Genomic DNA, 19,175 nt, shown 5'->3' on the forward strand with positions numbered 1-19,175 from the left:
GTGAGCGGCGACATGGCCGATCGTGACGAACCGACCGGAGCGTTGGTCCGTCCATACGCCGTCACCCGAGGTCGTACCCGTCCCCGGCTCGACATCGCGCTGGAGGCGCTCGTCGAGACGACGGTGCGCGGTCGGGCCGCTGCCAGTGGATCTGGCGGCGGCGGCCGGGAGCACCAGTACATCGCCGCGCTGTGTGACGGACGCGTGCAATCGCTCGCGGAGATCGCGGCGCGGATGCAACTTCCGCTCGGCGTGGCCCGGGTGCTCATCGCCGACATGGCGACGGACGGCCTGGTCGCGGTCCACGAGCCGACCATTTTGGACGACTCCGATGACGCGGTGGGCACTGAACTGCTGGAGAGGGTGCTGAGTGGACTTCGCAGGCTCTGACATGTCGCACCGGCCGCCGGCCCCGAGCGGGCGCGTGACGTCGGCGAAGATCGTTATCGCCGGTGGATTCGGCGTCGGCAAGACGACGCTGGTCGGCTCGGTCTCGGAGATCACGCCGCTGACCACCGAGGCGATCATGACCTCGGCCGGCGTGGGCGTCGACGACACCCGGCAGGTGCCGGGCAAGACGACGACCACGGTGGCGATGGACTTCGGTCGTATCTCGATCGACCGGGACCTGATCCTGTACCTGTTCGGTACGCCGGGTCAGACGCGGTTCTGGTTCATGTGGGACGAGCTGGTCCGCGGCGCGATCGGCGCCGTGGTGCTGGTCGACACCCGCCGACTGGCCGACTGCTTCGCCGCGATCGACTTCTTCGAGCACCGGCGGCTGCCGTACCTGGTGGCCATCAACTGCTTCGACGGGATGCAGTACCACGACCCGCAGGACGTCCGGGACGCGCTGGCCATCTCCAGCGAGGTGCCGGTGGTCGCCTGCGACGCGCGGAACCGGGAGTCGACCAAGCACGTGCTGATCTCGCTGGTCGAGTACGTGCTGACCATGCGTCGTTCGCGGGCGGTCGCGCCCGCCTGACCGGCGTGCTGAGCGCCCGGTGACCGCTCCGGCCGTCACCGGGCGCTTCCTGTTGTCCGCCCGCGAACTGCTGGCCGCCGGATGCCCGGTCGGGCCGCCCTGAGCCGGCCCGGTCCGGCTCAGGCGTGCCGGACCCAGGCGCCCTGCTCGACCCGGTAGACGCCGAGCGAGTCGCGTTCCATGCCGCCGTGCCGGATGGGGGCGAACGCGTACCCACCGGCGATGCCCTCGGTCACCTGCGTCTGCAGGTACGCCCGCAGCCGCCCCCGGTCGACGCTGCTGGCCAACCGGGCCGCCGTGACGAGCAGCTGGACGCCGTCCGAGGCGTACGGGGCGAAGCCACTGAAGCCGCCGTGCCGCTGCGCGTACCGGAAGATGAAGTCCCGACGGGCCAGCGCGGCGGTGGTGGCGGTCGTCAGGGTGGAGTTGCCGAGGCAGGCCGGGTGGACGGCGTACGCGCCCTCCACGGCGGCGGCGTTGCTGCCGGCCAGGGTGTCCTCGGCGACCGCCCCCGCGTCGAAGAAGAGCGGCCCACGGTAGCCGGCCCGGCGCAGCTCCCGCGCGGCGCTCCCGCTGTCCGGGGCGGTGCCCCAGACAACCACGCCCTCCGGGTCGCCCGACAGGGCCCGCTCGACCGCGCCGCTGAGGTCGGCCCCGGTACGCGGCAGGCGTACGGCCCGCTGCAGCTTCACGTCGGCGGCGCGGAGCGCACCGGTCATCGCCCGGACCCCGGAGTCGCCGTGCAGCCCGTCAGCGGCGAGCAGGGCCACCCGCTGCAGCTGCTGCGAGCCGATCAGCCGGGCCAGCCGGCGGGCCACGTCGGGGGCGTCCGGGGTGAGCTTGTAGACGTAGGTCCGCTCGGCCAGCGGCAGCACGAGGCCGTCGCCTGCGGCGAGCGAGAGGAAGGGGACCTGGAGCCGCTGGGCCACCCCGATGATGGCCATCGAGGTCTCCGCCAGGGTGCCGCCGAGCAGGGCGTGCACCTTCGCCTGGCGGGTCAGCTCGGTGGCCTGGCTGGCCGCCACCCGGGGATCGCTGCCGTTGTCCCGCACTTCCAGCCGTACGGTCCGGCGTAGGTTGCCGACCGGGATGCCGGTGGCGTTGAGCGACTCCACGGTGATCGCCAGCGCCCGCTCCTGGAGCACGCCCAGGGCGGCTCCCCGACCGGTCAGTTCCAGGCTGACGCCGATCACCAGTTCCTGGCCACCGGGTGCGGCGGTGCGGCCGGTGTCAGTCCCGGCCGAGCGGCCGGTCTGTCCGCAGGCACTGAGCAGCAGGCTGCTCGTCGCCGCGGTGAGGACGCCCCGCCGGGTCAGCGCGGAGGAATCTGTTACCGGTGTCGCCATTGCCAGTCGCCTTCCCGCCCCGGCGACGTCCGCCGCCGGCTGTTCCGCGGGTATGCTCCCGGCCGCCACGACCCGGCGTCAAATTATCCGGGTGTGGGTAGGAACACGCAGGTGGAAGGCGGTGTGTGCCCAATCAGGACCGGTAGCCGGCGGAACGGTACTCGTATTCCCGCTCGTCGTCCCGGTCGCCGGTGTCGCGACTGAAGTCCCAGCCGCCGGCGGCTTCCCGGCCCGGCCGGCCGCCCACCGCGAAACCGCCGATCTCCTGGCCACGGCGCCAGCCGCGGAAGTAGCCGGTGGTGTTCTCAGCCAGGCTGGCCGCGTTCCGGACGATCCGCAGTGGACGCTCCTCGCGCAGCGGGGAACCGGGAACCAGGTTGGCCTGCGGCACCCGCTTGGGCAGGCCCGCCGTGGTCTCCTCGCCCACCGCCGGCCGGGCCGCCTGCTCGGCGGCCTGCCAGCCCGTGTCGGCGGTGGTGGACCAGTCCAGTTCGGACTCCTCGGCATGACCGACGAACCAGGCGGACTTGGCCGCGGCGAAGATGAGCAGGTCGCCGTCGCCCTCGTCGGACACCGGCGGCGGCCGGTGCTCCTTCGGCGCGGGCCGTCGTTCCGCCGGGCCGCGCAACTCACTCCGCCCGGGGAACTCGCCCCGGCCGGGCAGTTCGCCCCGACCGGGCAGTTCGCTGCGGCCGGGCAGTTCGCTGCGGCCGGGCAGTTCGCTGCGGCCGGGCAGTTCGCTGCGGCCGGTCAGGTCGCCGCGACCGGGCAGTTCGCTGCGGCCGGTCAGGTCGCCCCGGCCGGTCAGGTCGCCCCGGCTGGGCAGGTCACTGCGGCCGGTCAGGTCGCCCCGGCTGGGCAGGTCACTGCGGCCGGGCGCGTCGGTGCGGGGGGTCGGGCGGCCGGTACGGGACGCCTCGTGGTCGACCAGCCGCAGCGGGGGAGCCTCCAGGCCCGGGTCGGTCGGCGGGTTCAGCCCGTCCCGCAGGGCCCGATCGGCCAGCGGCGGCGGCTCGACGAGCCGCAGCATCGGTGGCTCCTGCGGCAGGTCGTCGGCGAGCCACGGCGGGGTGACCCGCCCCTGGCCGGGATCGGTCGGCGAGTCCACCTTGCGCCCGGGGCGGTCGCCGTACCCGAAGGCGGGCGGGTCGGCCGGCGCGTCGGCCAGGTCTTCGTTGGTGTTGACCAGCGGCCAGTTGGCCCGCGAGCCGGGCGGCGCGGCCGGCGCGGACGGCTCCTGGCCGGGACGCGGGGCGGGCACCGGCACGCTGAGGTCGGTGGCGCTGAAGCCGCCGGTCGGCGGCGCCTGCTCCGGGGTGGTCTTCGGTCGCGGCGGGATGATGGTCCGCTGCCGTTCCGCCCGCGCGCTGTTGATCGCGGCGGTGGTCAGGGTGGGCCGGAACGGCTCGCCCGCCTCGGCCGGCGGGACGTTGCCGCGCTGTGCCGGCGCGATCGGGGTGATCCCGGGCGGCGGCGGGGGCGGCGCGGAGACCGGCCGGTTGGTCGGCGCGTCCACCCGGTGCGGCAGGCCCGGCTCGGGACGCGACGGTGGCGCGGAGGTCGGTCGGCCGGTGGCGGCGGCCGAGGTGACCGGGGCCGGGGCCACGGGCGGCGGCGCGACCGGGGCCGGGGCGACCGGCGGTGGGCCGAGCGGACGGGGGAGGGCGGCGCGGCAGGGCCGGAGACCGGCTCGGGGCGGTTACGCGCCCCACCGGCTCGGGCCGCCGGTGCGGACCGCCCGCAGGCCGGTGCCGGTGTTGTTCAGGGCGGCGGAGAGGTCGCTCACCTGCTCGCCGCGTCGGGCGGCGGCCCGTCGGCCGGCTGTCGGGGCCGGGGCGGTGAGCCGGGCGTGGAGCGCGCCGACCAGCGCTTCGCAGCCCGCGTCGCAGGCGCGGACCGCAGCGACGGCCTGGCGGACGGTCTCCGCCACCGCCGAGGTGAGCGCCCGGCTGACCGCGGCCCGTCGGGGCGTCTCGGAGATGGCGACCCGCAGCGCGGTGACCGCCTCGTCGACCTCGTTCTCGTCGGCCACCCCGTCGGCGACGAGGTGCGCCGCGACGGCGTCCACCGCGACCGGGACCTCGCGGCCCCGGGCGGCGGTGCCGGTGAGCATGCCGGGCTCCGGCAGTGCGTCGAGGATGGCGAGGGAGACCGGCTCGGCCGGGTCCGGGTAGGCCCGGAGGGCGGCCGGGTAGAGCTCGCGCAGCACCTCGCGCAGCGCCACCGCTGCCGAGTGCCGGCCGCTGGCCAGCGCGGCGTGCGCGGAGAGGACCTGCTTGTAGCCGGCGAGGTCGCGGGGGGCGGGGAGGGTGACTGCGGAGAGCGCGCCGGCCTGCAGCGCCCGGGCCAGGCCGACCGCGCGGCGCTCGGCCTCCGGCGACTGCATCTCCTCCAGGGAGTCGTCGTCCGCGAAGCGCTCGGCGAAGTCGTCGACCGAGTCGTCGTCGGCGATCGCGAGTGGACGCCCCGCCGCGCTCAGCAGCGAGGTGACCGTGTGGTCGTCGCTGTCGGCCGCGATCGCCGCGCCGCTCGGGCCGCCCGACCGCTCCACGAGCAGCGCGACCAGCTGGGCGTAGCCACCCGGGTCGTCGCCGATCTCGCAGACATGCAGCAGACGGCCTGCGTCGTCGACCACAGCGGACGTCAGCGTCGATCCGGCCGAAGCCGGTCGGTCGGCCGGATCCGCCGAGGCCAGACCGCAGTACACGCGCACGAGCGCCACGGCGTCGTCCTCCTCCCGGGACACAGGGCTATCTTCTGCCAGAGACTGATGCTCCCCGCTCGGGGTCAGTCGCGCCAGTCCACGACAGCAGAGATCTTGCCGACAATGGTGCGCCAACCCAAACTTGCGGTTTGTGCCCCGATTTTCTTGAGTCGCCGCCGCCCCATGAAGCCGCCGATCCCGCCGTTGACGGTGGCCCGCAACGCCTCGTCCAGGTCGTCCAGGCTGGAGCCGGCGGAGAGCATGTCGAGCACGGCCGGTAGGCGCAGCGCGTACGCCAGGTCACGGGCGACCTCGCCGGCCTCGATCAGGAGCGCGGGGTCCCAGGTGTCGTGCCCGCCCCGCAGGTTCTCCACGACCAGGTCGAGCTCGTAGGCGTCCTCGTCCAGCGGCGCGATGTCGGCCGGTTCCACCCGTTCGGACAGTTCATTCCAGCTGTCCAGTTGAGACAGGTCGTTGGGTGCGCCGGACCGGATGAAGCTCACCAGCGACTCGGGCGTCTTGAACAGCAGCAGTCGGCCCCGGTGGCTCAGGAAGACCGGCACCTCCTCGTCGCCGGCCTCGTCGTCGTCGGCCTCGTCCTCGGTGTCGTCGTCCGCAGCCTCGTCGTCGGCCTCGTCGGCGTCCGCCTTGCGGCGCCCCTCGGGCTGCTCGTCCTCCTCGGCGGAGAGGGCGGCGAACTCCTCGTCGAGGATCACCACCTCCTCGTCGTCCTCGGTCTCGACGACCTGGCGGCGGGCCAGGAACGGGTCGTCCTCGTCGCGCTCGGCGACGTCGGTCGGGGTCAGCTCCCGCGCCGGCCGGTACGCCCGCAGGGTGAAGCCGCTGCCGGCGGGGAGGGCGATCTCCACCGGGTCGATCCGCAGCTCGTCCCAGAGCGCGCGGTCGGCGGCCGGACGGTCGACGTCGACCTCGTCTGCTGTGGCCGACGCGGTGGTGTCGTCGAGCTCGGGCTCGTCGGCGTCGGGCCGGTGGGGCGACTGGCGGGCCACGCTGACCTCCGTGTGCTGTCGGATTGCCCACCCGGCGGCAGCTTCGGCCGCCGAGTGACTCTGGGCACATACCCTAGTGGTCGCCCCGGCACGTCCGGGACCGCACCCCGGTGGCGTGCCGCCCGGCCGACAAGTAGCGTTACTACGCATGAAGGCGCAGGAGCTGCACGGACACCTGGACGCGCTGCTGCTGGCGGTCCTGGAACAGGGCGAGCTGCACGGCTACGCGATCATCGAGGCGCTGCGGGCGCGCAGCGGCGGCGCCCTCGACCTGCCCACCGGCACCATCTATCCGGCGCTGCGTCGACTGGAGCGCGCCGGCCTGGTGGCGAGCTCCTGGAGCACGGTCAACGGGCGGGAGCGCCGGACGTACCAGCTGACCGAGGCGGGTGGGCGGGCGTTGGCGGGCGAGCGGGCCGGCTGGCGCGAGTTCAGCGCCACCATCGGCCGCTTCCTCGGCACCACCCCACCCCCCACCGCCCCCGCCTGACCCCGGCCCGGCCCGCCCGGCTCCCCCGCTCGAACTCTCCTCGCGAAGATCGTCTGCACGTCCCGGCAACGACACGCCGGAGGACCGCACCGCCAAGTGCAGACGATCATCCAGCCCAGCCCAGCCCTCAAGCCCAGCCCCCAGCCCAGCCCTCCAGCCCAGCCCTCCAGCCCAGCCCTCCGGCCTGCGGGCTCCGGGAGAGTCAGGGGGTGGCGGCGAGCCAGAGCCGGGCGGCCCGGCCGAGCGCGACGTCAGCCGTGCCCACCAGCGCCGCCCCGATGATCATCGGCGGCCAGGTCAGGGCCTCGTCCCAGAGCGCGACCGACCAGGCGAAGACGCCGACCCCGGCCCCCGCCCCGAGCACGAGCACACCGGTCAGGCCCAGTCCCCAGGCGCGGACGACGGTGGGGACGTCGCCGCGCCGCGCCGACCACCCGGCGAGCGCCAGGCCGGCGAGGGCGAGCGCGGCGACCACCAGCCAGATCCAGTTCAGCGCGGCGGAGAGCAGCAGGTAGCCACCGGGTGGTCGGGGGCCGTCGCTCCAGCTCGACCCGCGCCAGGTGAGGTCGCCGCCGACGGTCAGCACCAGCGCCACCACCAGTGCGCGCCACGCCAGCCCACGCGACGCGCCGGCCGCCAACTCGGCCTGGTAGGCCGGCGCGAGCTGCGCCGCCGTGCCGAACTCGGCCACCGCCCGCCGCTCGGCCTCCGCCGGCGACAGGCCACCCTTCCGGTACGCCTCGGCGGCGTCCAGCAGCGCGTGCCGCGCCTCGGTCAGCAGGTCGGCCTTGAGTCGTGCCGGTCCGGACAGCCGCCCGGACAGCTCACGCAGCCGGTCCTGGACGCGTACGTCCTCGCAGCCCCCCATGCGCCCACCCTGCCACCCGGCCCCGGGCGGGCGCGTCCGGGAATTCCCCGGAGAATCAGGGGTTCAGGGCCAGGTAGCCGCGTTCCGCCGCGGCCTGGAGCCGCCACTGGTCCCGGTACCAGCCGGGCTGCGCCACCAGCTCGTCGTGCCGGCCCCGCTGCACCACCCGGCCGGCGTCCAGCACCACGATCTCGTCCAGCCCGGCCAGGCCGGTGAGCCGGTGGCTGATCAGCAGCACCGAGTGCCCGGCCGGGGTGGCGGCCAGCGCCGAGGCGAGCACCGTGTCGGCGGCGGCCGGATCGAGCCCCTCGGTGGGTTCGTCCAGCACCAGCACGCCCGGTGCGGCGAGCAGCGCCCGGGCCAGCGCGAGCCGCTGCCGTTGGCCGCCGGAGAGCTGTCCGCCCTGCTCGCCGACCACGGTGTCCCAGCCGGCGGGCTGGGCGCGTACCCAGTCCAGCAGTCCGGCTGCCCGGGCGGCGTCGGCCAGCGCCTCCTCGTCCGCCTGCGGGCGGCCGAGCAGCAGGTTCTCCCGCACCGTGGCGTGGAAGACGTACGCCTCGGCGAGCAGGCCGCCGATCGCCCGGGGCAGCTCCTCGGCGGGCCAGCCGGCCAGCTCGACCCCGTCCAGGGTGACCCGACCGGCGTCGGGCCGGACCGCGCCGGTCAGTACGCCGGCCAGGGTGCTCTTGCCGGCCCCGCTGGGCCCGACCACGGCGATCCGCCGTCCGGCGGGCAGGTCGAGGCTCACCCGGTCCAGGGCCGGCGCGGCCCCGGCCCGGTACCGGACGAGCACCTCGTCGAACCGCACATGGTGCCCGCCGCCGACCGCCCCGCCGCCGACCGCCCCGCCGGGGACCGCCCCGCCGGGGAGTCGCTCGTTGGGGACTGCCGCCCCTTCGGAGGCGACCAGCCCCGGGACGTCGGCGCCGGCGGCGGGGACCGGTGCGGTGGAGCCGGGGACCGGGGCGGGCTCGGTGAGCAGGTCGGCGACGCGGGCCAGCCCGGCGCGGAGCTGGGTGTGCTGGCGGGCGGCGCCGACCAGCGCGAGGGCGCTCTCGACGGCGGCGAGGGTGCCGACGGCCAGCACCCCGACCAGCACCCCGCCGACCCCGGCGCGGAGCGCGACGAGCACCACGGCGGCGGCGGTGAGCCCGGAGACGAGCACCCCGGTCGCGTCGACCGCGAAGCCGGTGGCGGCGAGCCGGCGCTCCAGCCGGGCCAGCCGGCGGGCCCGACCCTCGGCGGTCGCCAGCGCCGTGCCGGTGGCGCCGAAGGCGGCCAGGTCGGCGGCCCCGTGGGTGAGGTCGACGGCGTCCACGGCGAGCGCCCCGCGCAGCGGGGCCACCTCGTCGGCGGCGCGGCGGGTGAGACCGGTGGCCAGCGCGGGCAGCGCCACCCCTGCGACCAGCAGTCCGGCCGCCAGGACGCCGGCCGCGGGCGGCGAGATCAGCGCGGCGACGCCGACGGCGAGCAGGCTGACCAGCGCGGCGGCCGCCCCGGGCACGAGCACCCGCAGCAGCAGGTCCTGGACGGCCTCTACGTCGGAGACGAGCCGGCTCAGCGCGTCCCCGGACCGCTGCCCGGTGTCCCGGCGGCCGGCCAGGGTGGCGAAGACCCGGGCCCGGACGTCGGTGATCATGCGCAGCACGGCGTCGTGGCCGGCGAGCCGTTCGGTGTAGCGGAACACGCCCCGGCTGATGGCCAGCGCCCGCACCGCGACGATCGCCACGGTCAGCCGGTCCAGCGGGGGACGGCCGGCGGCGCTCATCAGCAGCCAGGTGGCGGTGGCCATCAGGGCGAGCCCGGCGAACTCGGTGGCGGCGGCGAGCAGCCCCGCCCCGACCAGCCGCCCCAGATAGGGCCGGGCCAGCCGCAGCACCGCCCGTTCCGTCCGGCCGCTCATCGGCTCGCCTCGCCGGCGGGTACCGGGGTCAGCTCGGTGACCCGGCCGTCGGCGACCCGCAGGATCCGGTCGGCGTCCTCCAGCAGCGCCGGCCGGTGCGCGACCAGCAGCGCCGTCCGCCCCGCGACCAGTCGCCGGGTGGCGGCCAGTACGACGGCCTCGCTGGCACTGTCCAGCCGGGCGGTCGGCTCGTCGAGCAGCACCAGCGGGGCGTCCCGGAGGAACGCCCGGGCCAGCGCCACCCGTTGCCGCTGACCGCTGGACAGGCCGTGCCCGCGTTCGCCGAGCACGGTGCCGAGCCCGTCGGGCAGGGCGGCGACCACCTCGTCCAGTGCGGCGTCGGTGACCGCGCCGGCCAGGACGTCGTCGGGGGTGTCCGGTGCGCCGAGGCGGATGTTGTCGGCCAGCGTGGCGGCGAAGAGGTGTGCCCGCTGCGGCACCCAGGCGACCTGCCGGCGCCACTCGTCGAGGTCGACGTCGGCGAGGTCGACGCCGTCCACGGTCATCCGGCCGGCGGTCGGGGTGACGAAGCCGAGCAGCAGGCCGAGCAGTGTGCTCTTGCCGGCGCCGCTGGGCCCGATGACGGCGATCCGCTCGCCGGGGCGGATGGTCAACGTGACGTCCCGCAGCGCGGTGGTCCGCTCGTACTGGACGGTCACCGACTCGAAGCGGATCTCGCCGCGACCGTCGGGCGCGGGCCGGGACCCGCCGGCGGCCCGGCCCTCGGCGGCGGCCGGGACGGCGGAGACGGTGAGCGCCTCGTCGAGCGCGGTCAGCCCCTCCATGCTGGCGTGGAACCGGCTGCCGGCGGCCCGCAGCGGCAGGTACGCCTCCGGGGTGAGCAGCAGCACCAGCAGCGCCGTGGAGAGGGTGATCCCGCCGCCGAGCAGCCGGATGCCGACCGGCACGGCGACCAGCGCCACCGAGAGGGTGGCGACGAGTTCCAGCACCAGGGCGGAGAGGAAGGCGATCCGCAGCGTCTTCATGGTGGCCTGGCGGTGCCCGTCGGCCATCCGGCGGACCACCTCGGTCTGGGCCCGGTGCCGGCCGAACGCCCGCAGCGTGGGCAGCCCGGCGACCATGTCGAGGAAGTGCCCGCCGAGCAGGGCGAGCCGCCGCCACTGGCGTTCGGTGGCGGCCTGCGCCTGCCAGCCGAGCAGCGCCCCGAAGACCGGGATGAGCGGGATGGTCACCGCGATGATCAGCGCCGAGCTCCAGTCCGCGAGGACGATCCGGGCGAGCACGGCGATCGGCACGGTCACGCTCAGCACGAGCTGGGGGAGATAGCCGGTGAAGTAGGCGTCCAGGGCGTCCAGGCCGCGCCCGGCGAGGGTGGCGAGCTGGCCGGCCCGCTGGCCGGCGACCCAGCCGGGACCGTGCCGGCCGACCGCGCCGAGCAGGTCCGCGCGCAGCGCCGCCTTCACGGTGGCCGCGGCCCGGGCCGCGACGGTGCCCTGGGCCCAGCCGACCAGCGCGCGGGCGGCCACCGCCGCGACGCCGGCCAGCGCCGACCGGTGCAGCCGCCCGTCGACCGCGTTCGCCAGCACCGTCGCCAGGGTGGTGGCCTGCGCGACCACCAGCAGCGCGGTGAGCCCGCCGAGGACCGCGAGCACGGCGAGGTCGCGCCGGGCCGCGGGGACCCGGCGCAGCAGACGCGGGTCGAACGGGCGGCGGCTCACCAGTACACCGGTGCCCTACCGTCGGTCCGTCCCCGGAACACCCACCAGCACATCGCCTGAAAGCCTAGTAGGGCCGGCAGGAGCGGCAGCGCGAGCCAGCCCAGCAGCCGCAGCGTGGGCCCGCTGGCGGCGGCCTCGGCGACGGTCAGCCCGGCGTCCGGCTCGACCATGGAGACCAGCACCCAGGGCCAGAGGGCCGCCCCGACCAGCACCACCGGCAGCGCCAGCGCCACGCCGGTGGCCGCGAAGGCGACGCCCGGCCGCCGCCTCCCGAGCGCCGCCGCGCCGCCAGCAACGCCGCCACCAGCACAGACAGCAGGAGTACGGCGGCAGCCGGCTGCGCCACGGCGGCGCGTACCCGGTCGGAGAGCGCGCCGAGGAGGGCGGCCGTGCCGACCGCGGCGACCGCCACCGGGATCAGCCGTCGGGCCAGCCGGGCGACCCGGGCGGCGTCGGCGGCCGGGAGCCGGAGGGTGAGGAACGTCGCACCCTGCGCGGCGACCAGCGTCACCATCGCGAGCCCGGTGGCGGCGGCGAACGGGGTGAACAGGTGACCCAGCCCGGCGACGTGCCCGTCGGCCCGCAGCGGTACGCCCTGGAGCAGCCCGCCGAGCAGCGCGCCCCAGCCCAGCGCGGCGAGTGCACTGCCGGCCGTCACCACCCGGTCCCAGCCGGCCCGGGCCGCCCCGCCGGCCGGGCGGCTGCGCAGCTGCACGCCGGCGGTGACCAGGACGACGCCGACCAGCGCGCCGAGCACCGCCGGATAGAGCCCGGAGAGCAGTTCGCCCTCCAGGGTGGGGAAGGCCCCGAAGAGGATGCCGAGGGCCGCCACCAGCCAGACCTCGTTGCCGAGGAAGAACGGCCCGACGGCGGTGAGCGCGGTGCGGCGGGCGGCCGGCGTACCGGCCCGGGTCAGCAGCAGCCCGACGCCGTAGTCGTAGCCGCCGAGGACCAGGTAGCCGGCGAGGAAGAGGCCGAGCAGGGCGTACCAGGCGAGTTCCACGATGCCCTCCTCAGGCGAAGACGGGGTCCGGGTGGGGGTCGGTGTCGGGTGCGGGGGGCCGGCCGAGGGCCGGGTCGGCGGCGCCCCGGGCGGCGTGCCGGGCGAGCAGCACCCAGTTGGTGCCGGCGAGGGCACCGAGCAGCAGGGTGAAGCCGATCAGCGAGGCGAGCATCACGCCGGGACCGACCGGGGAGACCGCCTGACCGGTGGGCAGCAGCCCGTACGCCACCCAGGGCTGGCGACCCACCTCCCGGGCGATCCAGCCGAGCAGCACCGCGACGAAGGGCAGCGGCAGGGCGAGCAGGATCAGCCAGAGCGGGAAGCGCAGCCGGATGATCGCGTCCCGGGCGAGCAGCGGCACCAGCAGCAGGCCGGCGAAGAGCGCGAACCCGATCAGGATCATGAAGCCGAGCCCGACGCTGGAGAGCACCGGCGGGGTGTAGTCGCCGGGGCCGAACCGCGCGGTCCACCCGGCGACCAGCGCGTCCCGGCCGGGGCCGCCGCCGTACTTCGTCGGCTGCACCCGGTTGATCGGGCCGAACTGGGCGAAGCCGAAGCCGATCAGGAAGACCACCGAGACCGCGGCGGTGAGCACCCCGAGCCGCAGCGCCGTCCGGTGCAGGTCGAAGTCTGGGGTACGCCGGAGCAGGTGCCAGGCGCTCACCGCCGCCATCAGCATGCCGCCGGCGACCAGCCCGGCGGAGACCACGTGGCCGAGGGCGAAGCCGAGGGTGGGGTTGGTGAGCAGCGCGCCGAAGTCGGTGAGGTGGGCGACGCCGTCGCGCAGTTCGTAGCCGACCGGGTGCTGCAGCCAGGAGTTGGCCACCATGATCCAGAACGCCGAGGCGTACGCGGTCAGCGCCACGCCCCAGAGCAGCGCGAGGTGTACGCCCCGACGCAGCCGGTGCCAGCCGAAGATCCACATGCCGAGGAACGTCGACTCGAGGAAGAACGCGACCAGCGTCTCCATGGCCAGCGGGGCACCGAAGACGTTGCCGACGTAGCGGGACAGCCCGCTCCAGTTCAGCCCGAACTGGAACTCCATCACGATGCCGGTGGCGATGCCGAGCACGTAGTTGATCACGTAGAGCTGGCCCCAGAAGCGGGTCAGGCGCTCGTAGACCGGCTTGCCGGTGACGAGGGCTGCGGTCTGCAGCCCCACCAGCAGGGTGACCAGACCCAGGGTGACCACCACGAAGAGGAAGTGGATCGAGGTGGTGGTGGCGAACTGGAGGCGGGCGAGGAGCAGGGTGTCCATGGTCGATCTCCCCACGGGTTGGCTCGCTTTAGATAGGCACCCTACACGTAAGATCGCTACCTATGGGGACCGCCGGTCGCCGGGTGGGGTGCGGACCGTGAGGTCAGCTCAGGAACATCGAGATCGGCATCGCGACCAGGGTGGCCGCCACCGTCAGCGCGGTCGCGCCGATCAACCGGGGCGGCCGGCCCGCCACCAGCAGTCGCCGCACCCGTACGTCCAGGTCGCGGTCGCCCAGGCCGAGCGTCCCGGCCGGGGTGATCCGGTCCCCGCAGGCGGCGAACCGGCGCAGCGCACCGGCCAGCGGCGCCTCGGCGTGCAGCTCGCGGGCCTTGTCGTCGGCGCGCATCTCGACCAGCAGCGCCACCCGCTCGTACGCCTCCCGGACCCAGCCGAACCACGGCAGCGCCCGGCAGAGCGCGGTGAACGGCAGCAGCACCAGGTCGTGCCGCTCCTGCGCGTGCGCCCGCTCGTGGGTGAGCACCGCCGCCAGCTCGGCGCGGTCCAGCAGGCTCAGCGTGCCGGCGCTGACCACCACCCGAGGCTTCATCCCCGGCAGGCAGTACGCCGCCGCACTCGGGTGGTCCAGCACCAGCGCGCCGGGCACCGTGGGGTCGCGGCGGGCGACCAGGGTGAGTAGGTCCCGGTGCCGGCGCTGGGCCCGTACGCTCGCGTGGACGCTGCGGACGGTCGTGGTGACCAGCACCGCGCCGATGCCGAAGCCGACCCCGACCAGCCCGAGGTGCACGGCGCCCAGCCCGGCCGGGAGGGTGCCGTGCAGCAGGTCGGTGGCGAGTGCCAGCAGTGCGCCGCCGGTCGGCCGGTCGTAGGCGGCCAGGCCGAGCGCCATCGGCACGCCCATCGCGGAGAGGCCGAGCGCCAGCCCGACCGCCTGCCAGCAGACGATGGCGACCCGGGGTGCGGCCCACGGCCAGGTGGAGTGGGACAGGGCCTGCGCGGTGAGATAGCAGGCCAGCATCGACGCGGCGAAGTGCAGGGCGTACGCCACGGTCGTCGCCCTACCGGTCCGTCGCCTCGTCGGCGGCGCGGGCCCGCCCGGCCCGGGGATCCCCGACGCGGTCGGTCAGCCCGGCCGGTCGGTCGGCGGGCCCGGTCGGCCCGGCCTGTCGCTCGGTGGACCCGGCCCGTCCCGCCGGTCGGTCGGCGGGCCCGGTCAGCCCGGCCGTCGGCACCCAGGGCGGCGCGCAGCACCTCGGCCTCGGTGCCGGTGACCGAGCGGGCGAAGCGCACCAGCGCGGCGTCCCGGCTGCCGCCCAGGTCGAGGGCGTCGAGCATGAGCTGGGCGATGTGCGCCTCGCGGCTGGCGGCCGGCCGGTAACGCCAGGCCCGCCCCTCGCGTTCGCGCTGCACCATGCCCTTGCCGGCGAGCCGGTCGAGCACCGTCATCACCGTCGTGTACGCCAGCTCGCGCCCGTCCAGCGCGTCGGCGACCTCCCGCACGGTGACCCCGTCCGACGTGCCCGGGACCACGTCCCACAACACGTCCATCACCGCCCGCTCAAGATCCCCCAACCGCGTCACACCCCCAATCCTACCTCCCGTAGTAGACCCCCACCGCCCCACCCGACCCGCCCCACCCGACCCGCCCCATCCCGCCCCGCCTCGGCCTTCGAAGGGCCTCGAACACGGAAAGAGTGGCCTCCGCCCACGCGGAAGCCACTCTTTCCCTGAACCAGTGCGGATCTTGAGCGCACTCCCGCCCCGAAGGACAACGGGAGGCGGCCCTCAGCAGGGACTCAACGAGAGGCAACCCGGCTGACCGGACCCTCCACAGCTCACACCCCCTTGGGATGCCAGACCGTCTTCGTCTCCAACAGCACAGTCATCCGGCTGACCCCCGGACCGGCGAACCAGTCGTGGTCGGCCGGTGCGGGCCGGAGCACCCGCTTCAGGTTCTCCGCGGCCTTGACCTCCAGGTCGACGGCCAGCTCGGCGTCGGTCACCCCGGTCAGGTCGATCGCGTTGACGTCCATGTGCGCGGCCAGCGTCGGCACCGTCTCGGTGATCCTCCCGGTGAGGATGTTGACCACACCGCCGGGCAGGTCGGAGGTGGCCAGCACCTCGGCCAGGGTCACCGCCGCCAGCGGCGCCGCCGGGGAGGCGGCCACCACCACCGTGTTGCCGGTGACGATCGCCGGGGCGATCACGCTGACCAGGCCGAGCAGTGCCGGCTGCTCCGGGGCCACCACGGCCACCACGCCGGTCGGCTCGGGCGCCGAGAGGTTGAAGTACGGCCCGGCGACCGGGTTCGCGCCGCCGTACACCTGGGCGAGCTTGTCGGCCCAGCCGGCGTACCAGACCCAGCGGTCGATCGCGGCGTCGACCTCGTCGGCCGGCAGGCCGAGGGCGACGAACTGGTCGCGCCGGCCCTCCAGCATCTCGGCGACCCGGTAGAGGATCTGACCCCGGTTGTACGCGGTCGCCCCGGCCCACCCCTTCACGGCGGCGCGGGCGGCGACGACGGCGTCCCGCGCGTCCTTGCGGGAGGCCAGGGAGACGTTGGAGTCCTGCACGAGATACGACCGTCCCGACTCACTGCGGGGGAACTTGCCCCCGATGAAGAGCTTGTACGTCTTGCGTACCGCGACCCGCTCAGACATTGAGGTAGCCCTCCAGCCCGTGCCGGCCGCCCTCGCGACCGTAGCCCGACTCCTTGTAGCCGCCGAACGGCGAGGTGGGGTCGAACTTGTTGAACGTGTTGGCCCAGACCACCCCGGCGCGCAGCCGGTCGGCCAGCCAGAGGATCCGGGAACCCTTGTCGGTCCAGATCCCGGCCGACAGCCCGTACGGCGTGTTGTTGGCCTTCTCGACGGCCTCGGCGGGCGTGCGGAACGTGAGCACCGACAGCACCGGCCCGAAGATCTCCTCACGGGCGATCCGGTGCGCCTGGGTGACCCCGGTGAAGATGGTCGGCGCGAACCAGAAGCCCCGCTCGGGCAGCTCGCAGGCGGGCGACCAGCGCTCGGCGCCCTCGGCGGAGCCGGCGTCCGACAGCTCGCGGATCCGCTCCAGCTGGGCGGCCGAGTTGATCGCGCCGATGTCGGTGTTCTTGTCCAGCGGGTCACCGACCCGCAGCTGGGCCATCCGCCGCTTCAGCGACTCCAGCACCTGCTCGGCGACGTTCTCCTGGATCAGCAGCCGGGAGCCGGCGCAGCAGACGTGCCCCTGGTTGAAGAAGATGCCGTTGACGATCCCCTCGACGGCCTGGTCGACCGGGGCGTCGTCGAAGACGATGTTGGCGGCCTTGCCGCCGAGCTCCAGGGTGAGCTTCTTGCGGGTGCCGGCGACCGACCGGGCGATGGCCCGGCCGACCTCGGTGGAGCCGGTGAAGGCCACCTTGTCGACGCCCGCGTGCTCGACCAGCGCGCGGCCGGTGTCGCCGGCGCCGGTGACGATGTTGACCACGCCGGCCGGCAGGTCGGCCTGCTGGCAGATCTCGGCGAAGAGCAGCGCGGTCAGCGGGGTCGTCTCGGCCGGCTTGAGCACCACCGTGTTGCCGGCGGCGAGCGCCGGGGCGATCTTCCAGGCCAGCATGAGCAGCGGGAAGTTCCACGGGATGACCTGCGCGGCGACGCCGAGCGGCTTCGGGTCCGGCCCGAACCCGGCGTGCTCCAGCTTGTCGGCCCAGCCCGCGTAGTAGAAGAAGTGCGCGGCGACCAGGGGCAGGTCGACGTCGCGGGACTCCTTGATCGGCTTGCCGTTGTCCAGCGACTCCAGCACGGCCAGCTCGCGGGAGCGCTCCTGGATGATCCGGGCGATCCGGTACAGGTACTTGGCCCGGTCGCGGCCCGGCATCGGACCCCAGACCTGCTCGTACGCCGTCCGGGCGGCCCGGACCGCGCGGTCCACGTCCTCGGCGTCGGCCTCGGCGACCTCGGCGAGGACCTCCTCGGAGGCCGGGTTGATCGACTTGAAGCTGCCACCGCCGGTCGGGTCGACGAACTCACCGTCGACGAAGAGCCCGTAGGAGGCTTTCAGGTCCACCACCGAGCGGGACTCGGGGGCGGGTGCGTACTCGAACATCACGCTCAGTCCAGGGTGAAGTAGTCGGGACCGGAGTAGACGCCGGTCGTCAGCTTGGTGCGCTGCATGAGCAAGTCGTTCAGCAGGCTGGACGCGCCGAAGCGGAACCAGTCCGGGTCCAGCCAGTCCGCGCCGACGGTCTCGTTGACCATCACCAGGTACTTGATCGCGTCCTTGGTGTTCTTGATCCCGCCGGCCGGCTTCACGCCGACCTGCCGGCCGGTGGCGGCGCGGAAGTCGCGGACCGCCTCCAGCATCACCAGGGTCACCGGCAGGGTGGCCGCGACCGGCACCTTGCCGGTGGAGGTCTTGATGAAGTCGCCGCCGGCCAGCATGGCCAGCCAGGAGGCCCGCCGCACGTTGTCGTAGGTGGCCAGCTCGCCGGTCTCCAGGATCACCTTGAGGTGGGCGTCCCCGCAGGCTTCCTTGGTCGCGACGATCTCGTCGTAGACCTCGGAGTAGCGGCCGGCCAGGAACGCGCCCCGGTTGATCACCATGTCGATCTCGTCGGCGCCGGCCTCGACGGCCGCCCGGACGTCGGCCAGCTTGATCTCCAGCGGGGCCTGGCCGGACGGGAAGGAGGTCGCCACGCTGGCCAGGTGGACGGCCGAGCCGCGCAGCACCTCGGCCACGTACGGGACCATCGCCGGGTAGACGCAGACCGCGCCGACGTGCGGGCAGGACGGGTCCGCCGGGTCGGGGCGCAGCGCCTTGGTGGCGAGCGCCCGCACCTTGCCGGGGGTGTCCGCGCCTTCCAGGGTGGTCAGGTCGACCATCCGGATCGCCAGGTCGATGGCCTGGGCCTTGGCGGTGGTCTTGATGGAGCGGGTGCCGAGCTGTGCCGCCCGCTGCTCCGCGCCGACCTGGTCCACGCCGGGCAGGCCGTGCAGGAAGGTCCGCAGAGCGGTCTCGGATCGTCCCAGCTCGGAGAGGTCCGACCGGGCCGACGTCGCTGTCGCCGTCATGCCCCGAATACTACGCATCCGTGCGTCGCGTGATCTTGGTCACGTTCGCTCGGTCGCGGACGCCACACACGTGAGCGGCGTCGCTGGTCACCCCGCACCCGCCGTGCCCCGGGCCGGGGACCGGTAGGTTGAGCGATCGTGGACGTACACGTCATTGACCACCCGCTCGCCCAGTCGCGGCTGACCGCCATGCGGGACGCCCGGACCGACTCGTCGACGTTCCGGGCCGCGCTGCACGAACTCACCACCATGCTGGTGTACGAGGCCGCGCGCACCTTCCCCGTCGAGAAGTACCCGGTGCAGACCCCGGTCACCGGCACCGAGGGCACCCGACTGGCCAACCCGCCGCTGCTGGTGCCGGTCCTGCGGGCCGGTCTCGGCATGGCCGACGCCGCGCTCGGGCTGCTGCCGGAGTCGTCGATGGGCTTCGTCGGCCTGGCCCGCGACGAGCAGACGTACGAGCCGCGCGCCTACATGGAGTCGCTGCCCCGGGACCTGTCCGGCCTGCCGGTGCTGGTCCTCGACCCGATGCTGGCCACCGGCGGCTCCCTGGAGCACTGCTGCCGGCTGCTCGCCGACCGCGGCTGCACCGACATCACCGTCCTCTGCGTGCTGGCCGCCCCGGTCGGCATCGAGCGCCTGGAGCGGTCCGGCCTGCCGCTGCGCCTGGTCACCGCCTCCATCGACGAGGGCCTCAACGAGCACAAGTTCATCGTCCCCGGCCTCGGCGACGCCGGCGACCGCCAGTTCGGCGGCATGCCCCGCTTCTGACCCCCACCCCGCCGTCCTCCCGCTCCCCGCGCTCCCCGCGCGCCGCTGCGGAAGCGCCAGTTTCACGGAAAGAGGGCCCATCCCGCCACGGATGGGCCCTCTTTCCGTGAATCGGCGCGGTGAACCGGCGGCGTGGTGGGGCGGCGGCG

At 74.8% G+C, this 19,175-nt stretch carries 16 protein-coding genes and 3 pseudogenes; 4 read left to right on the forward strand and 15 right to left on the reverse strand.

The genetic code is table 11. From position 1 onward, the window contains the following. The first annotated feature begins 12 nt into the window (after nucleotides 1–12). Both MRQ36_RS17010 and MRQ36_RS17015 read left to right on the forward strand, forming a co-directional pair. Nucleotides 13–390: a DUF742 domain-containing protein gene (locus MRQ36_RS17010; RefSeq protein ID WP_109948040.1), complete on the forward strand. Its 378-nt coding sequence runs from the start codon at nucleotides 13–15 to the stop codon at nucleotides 388–390. Nucleotide 391: 1 nt separating this feature from the next. Further along, nucleotides 392–985 (forward strand): ATP/GTP-binding protein, encoded by a 594-nt coding sequence (locus MRQ36_RS17015; RefSeq protein ID WP_242796714.1) that lies wholly within the window; start codon nucleotides 392–394, stop codon nucleotides 983–985. A gap of 119 nt (nucleotides 986–1,104) precedes the next feature. On the opposite strand, the gene MRQ36_RS17020 is transcribed toward MRQ36_RS17015, so the two are convergent. The 4 genes and pseudogenes from MRQ36_RS17020 to MRQ36_RS17030 all read right to left on the reverse strand — a co-directional run bounded on the left by MRQ36_RS17020 (nucleotide 1,105) and on the right by MRQ36_RS17030 (nucleotide 6,045). After that, nucleotides 1,105–2,331, reverse strand: a complete 1,227-nt coding sequence (locus tag MRQ36_RS17020; RefSeq protein ID WP_242796716.1) for an ABC transporter substrate-binding protein — start codon at nucleotides 2,329–2,331, stop codon at nucleotides 1,105–1,107. 133 nt (nucleotides 2,332–2,464) lie between these two features. Continuing rightward, nucleotides 2,465–2,929: pseudogene (locus MRQ36_RS34460) on the reverse strand (transposase); the annotation flags it as partial. A gap of 219 nt (nucleotides 2,930–3,148) precedes the next feature. Continuing rightward, nucleotides 3,149–5,077 (reverse strand): annotated as a pseudogene (locus MRQ36_RS17025) (transposase); the annotation flags it as partial. Between the two features lie 41 nt (nucleotides 5,078–5,118). After that, nucleotides 5,119–6,045: a DNA primase gene (locus MRQ36_RS17030; RefSeq protein WP_242796718.1), complete on the reverse strand. Its 927-nt coding sequence runs from the start codon at nucleotides 6,043–6,045 to the stop codon at nucleotides 5,119–5,121. A gap of 148 nt (nucleotides 6,046–6,193) precedes the next feature. Here MRQ36_RS17030 and MRQ36_RS17035 point away from each other — a divergent pair, with 148 nt between their 5' ends. Next, a complete protein-coding gene (locus tag MRQ36_RS17035) occupies nucleotides 6,194–6,535 on the forward strand; it encodes a PadR family transcriptional regulator (protein WP_242796720.1) in 342 nt (113 codons plus the stop codon). Between the two features lie 202 nt (nucleotides 6,536–6,737). On the opposite strand, the gene MRQ36_RS17040 is transcribed toward MRQ36_RS17035, so the two are convergent. The 11 genes and pseudogenes from MRQ36_RS17040 to deoC form a co-directional block, all read right to left on the reverse strand. Further along, nucleotides 6,738–7,403, reverse strand: coding sequence for a permease prefix domain 1-containing protein (locus MRQ36_RS17040; RefSeq protein WP_242796722.1), 666 nt, complete (start codon nucleotides 7,401–7,403; stop codon nucleotides 6,738–6,740). A 55-nt stretch (nucleotides 7,404–7,458) separates the two neighbouring features. Continuing rightward, the gene (gene cydC / locus MRQ36_RS17045; RefSeq protein ID WP_374250308.1) at nucleotides 7,459–9,306 is read right to left on the reverse strand and encodes a thiol reductant ABC exporter subunit CydC; all 1,848 of its coding nucleotides are present in this window, start codon (nucleotides 9,304–9,306) and stop codon (nucleotides 7,459–7,461) included. Further along, complete coding sequence (cydD, locus tag MRQ36_RS17050) at nucleotides 9,303–10,985, reverse strand: thiol reductant ABC exporter subunit CydD (protein WP_242796724.1); 1,683 nt, start codon at nucleotides 10,983–10,985, stop codon at nucleotides 9,303–9,305. Before cydD ends, cydC begins: the two co-directional genes overlap by 4 nt. Continuing rightward, on the reverse strand, nucleotides 10,982–11,218 hold the full coding sequence (locus tag MRQ36_RS17055; protein ID WP_374250310.1) for a cytochrome d ubiquinol oxidase subunit II: 237 nt from the start codon (nucleotides 11,216–11,218) through the stop codon (nucleotides 10,982–10,984). The genes cydD and MRQ36_RS17055 overlap by 4 nt, the downstream gene beginning before the upstream one ends. Beyond that, nucleotides 11,131–11,988, reverse strand: coding sequence for a cytochrome d ubiquinol oxidase subunit II (locus MRQ36_RS17060; protein ID WP_242796725.1), 858 nt, complete (start codon nucleotides 11,986–11,988; stop codon nucleotides 11,131–11,133). The genes MRQ36_RS17055 and MRQ36_RS17060 overlap by 88 nt, the downstream gene beginning before the upstream one ends. A gap of 10 nt (nucleotides 11,989–11,998) precedes the next feature. Continuing rightward, nucleotides 11,999–13,246, reverse strand: coding sequence for a cytochrome ubiquinol oxidase subunit I (locus MRQ36_RS17065; RefSeq protein ID WP_242796726.1), 1,248 nt, complete (start codon nucleotides 13,244–13,246; stop codon nucleotides 11,999–12,001). A gap of 103 nt (nucleotides 13,247–13,349) precedes the next feature. Then, the gene (locus tag MRQ36_RS17070; protein ID WP_242796727.1) at nucleotides 13,350–14,255 is read right to left on the reverse strand and encodes a M56 family metallopeptidase; all 906 of its coding nucleotides are present in this window, start codon (nucleotides 14,253–14,255) and stop codon (nucleotides 13,350–13,352) included. Between the two features lie 178 nt (nucleotides 14,256–14,433). Continuing rightward, nucleotides 14,434–14,788 (reverse strand): annotated as a pseudogene (locus MRQ36_RS17075) (BlaI/MecI/CopY family transcriptional regulator); the annotation flags it as partial. A 254-nt stretch (nucleotides 14,789–15,042) separates the two neighbouring features. Next, nucleotides 15,043–15,867, reverse strand: coding sequence for an aldehyde dehydrogenase family protein (locus tag MRQ36_RS17080; RefSeq protein WP_242796728.1), 825 nt, complete (start codon nucleotides 15,865–15,867; stop codon nucleotides 15,043–15,045). After that, nucleotides 15,860–17,290 carry an aldehyde dehydrogenase family protein gene (locus MRQ36_RS17085; RefSeq protein WP_242796729.1) on the reverse strand — a complete coding sequence of 477 codons (1,431 nt, stop codon included), beginning with the start codon at nucleotides 17,288–17,290 and terminating at the stop codon, nucleotides 15,860–15,862. The genes MRQ36_RS17080 and MRQ36_RS17085 overlap by 8 nt, the downstream gene beginning before the upstream one ends. A gap of 5 nt (nucleotides 17,291–17,295) precedes the next feature. Continuing rightward, a complete protein-coding gene (gene deoC, locus MRQ36_RS17090) occupies nucleotides 17,296–18,255 on the reverse strand; it encodes a deoxyribose-phosphate aldolase (protein ID WP_242796731.1) in 960 nt (319 codons plus the stop codon). A 138-nt stretch (nucleotides 18,256–18,393) separates the two neighbouring features. On the opposite strand from deoC, the gene upp reads away from it, so the two are divergent. After that, the gene (gene upp, locus MRQ36_RS17095; protein WP_242796733.1) at nucleotides 18,394–19,026 is read left to right on the forward strand and encodes a uracil phosphoribosyltransferase; all 633 of its coding nucleotides are present in this window, start codon (nucleotides 18,394–18,396) and stop codon (nucleotides 19,024–19,026) included. The last annotated feature ends 149 nt before the right edge of the window (nucleotides 19,027–19,175 follow it).

Source organism: Micromonospora sp. R77 (genome assembly GCF_022747945.1).
Lineage (GTDB): Bacteria > Actinomycetota > Actinomycetes > Mycobacteriales > Micromonosporaceae > Micromonospora.

Excerpts from the sequence above, each read along its gene's own strand:
- MRQ36_RS17010 (WP_109948040.1), top strand. The coding sequence starts at position 13 with ATGGCCGATCGTGACGAACCGACCGGAGCGTTGGTCCGTCCATACGCC.
- MRQ36_RS17015 (WP_242796714.1), top strand. The coding sequence starts at position 392 with ATGTCGCACCGGCCGCCGGCCCCGAGCGGGCGCGTGACGTCGGCGAAG.
- MRQ36_RS17020 (WP_242796716.1), bottom strand. The coding sequence starts at position 2,331 with ATGGCGACACCGGTAACAGATTCCTCCGCGCTGACCCGGCGGGGCGTC.
- MRQ36_RS17035 (WP_242796720.1), top strand. The coding sequence starts at position 6,194 with ATGAAGGCGCAGGAGCTGCACGGACACCTGGACGCGCTGCTGCTGGCG.
- MRQ36_RS17040 (WP_242796722.1), bottom strand. The coding sequence starts at position 7,403 with ATGGGGGGCTGCGAGGACGTACGCGTCCAGGACCGGCTGCGTGAGCTG.
- cydC (WP_374250308.1), bottom strand. The coding sequence starts at position 9,306 with ATGAGCGGCCGGACGGAACGGGCGGTGCTGCGGCTGGCCCGGCCCTAT.
- MRQ36_RS17065 (WP_242796726.1), bottom strand. The coding sequence starts at position 13,246 with ATGGACACCCTGCTCCTCGCCCGCCTCCAGTTCGCCACCACCACCTCG.
- MRQ36_RS17080 (WP_242796728.1), bottom strand. The coding sequence starts at position 15,867 with ATGTCTGAGCGGGTCGCGGTACGCAAGACGTACAAGCTCTTCATCGGG.
- MRQ36_RS17085 (WP_242796729.1), bottom strand. The coding sequence starts at position 17,290 with ATGTTCGAGTACGCACCCGCCCCCGAGTCCCGCTCGGTGGTGGACCTG.
- deoC (WP_242796731.1), bottom strand. The coding sequence starts at position 18,255 with ATGACGGCGACAGCGACGTCGGCCCGGTCGGACCTCTCCGAGCTGGGA.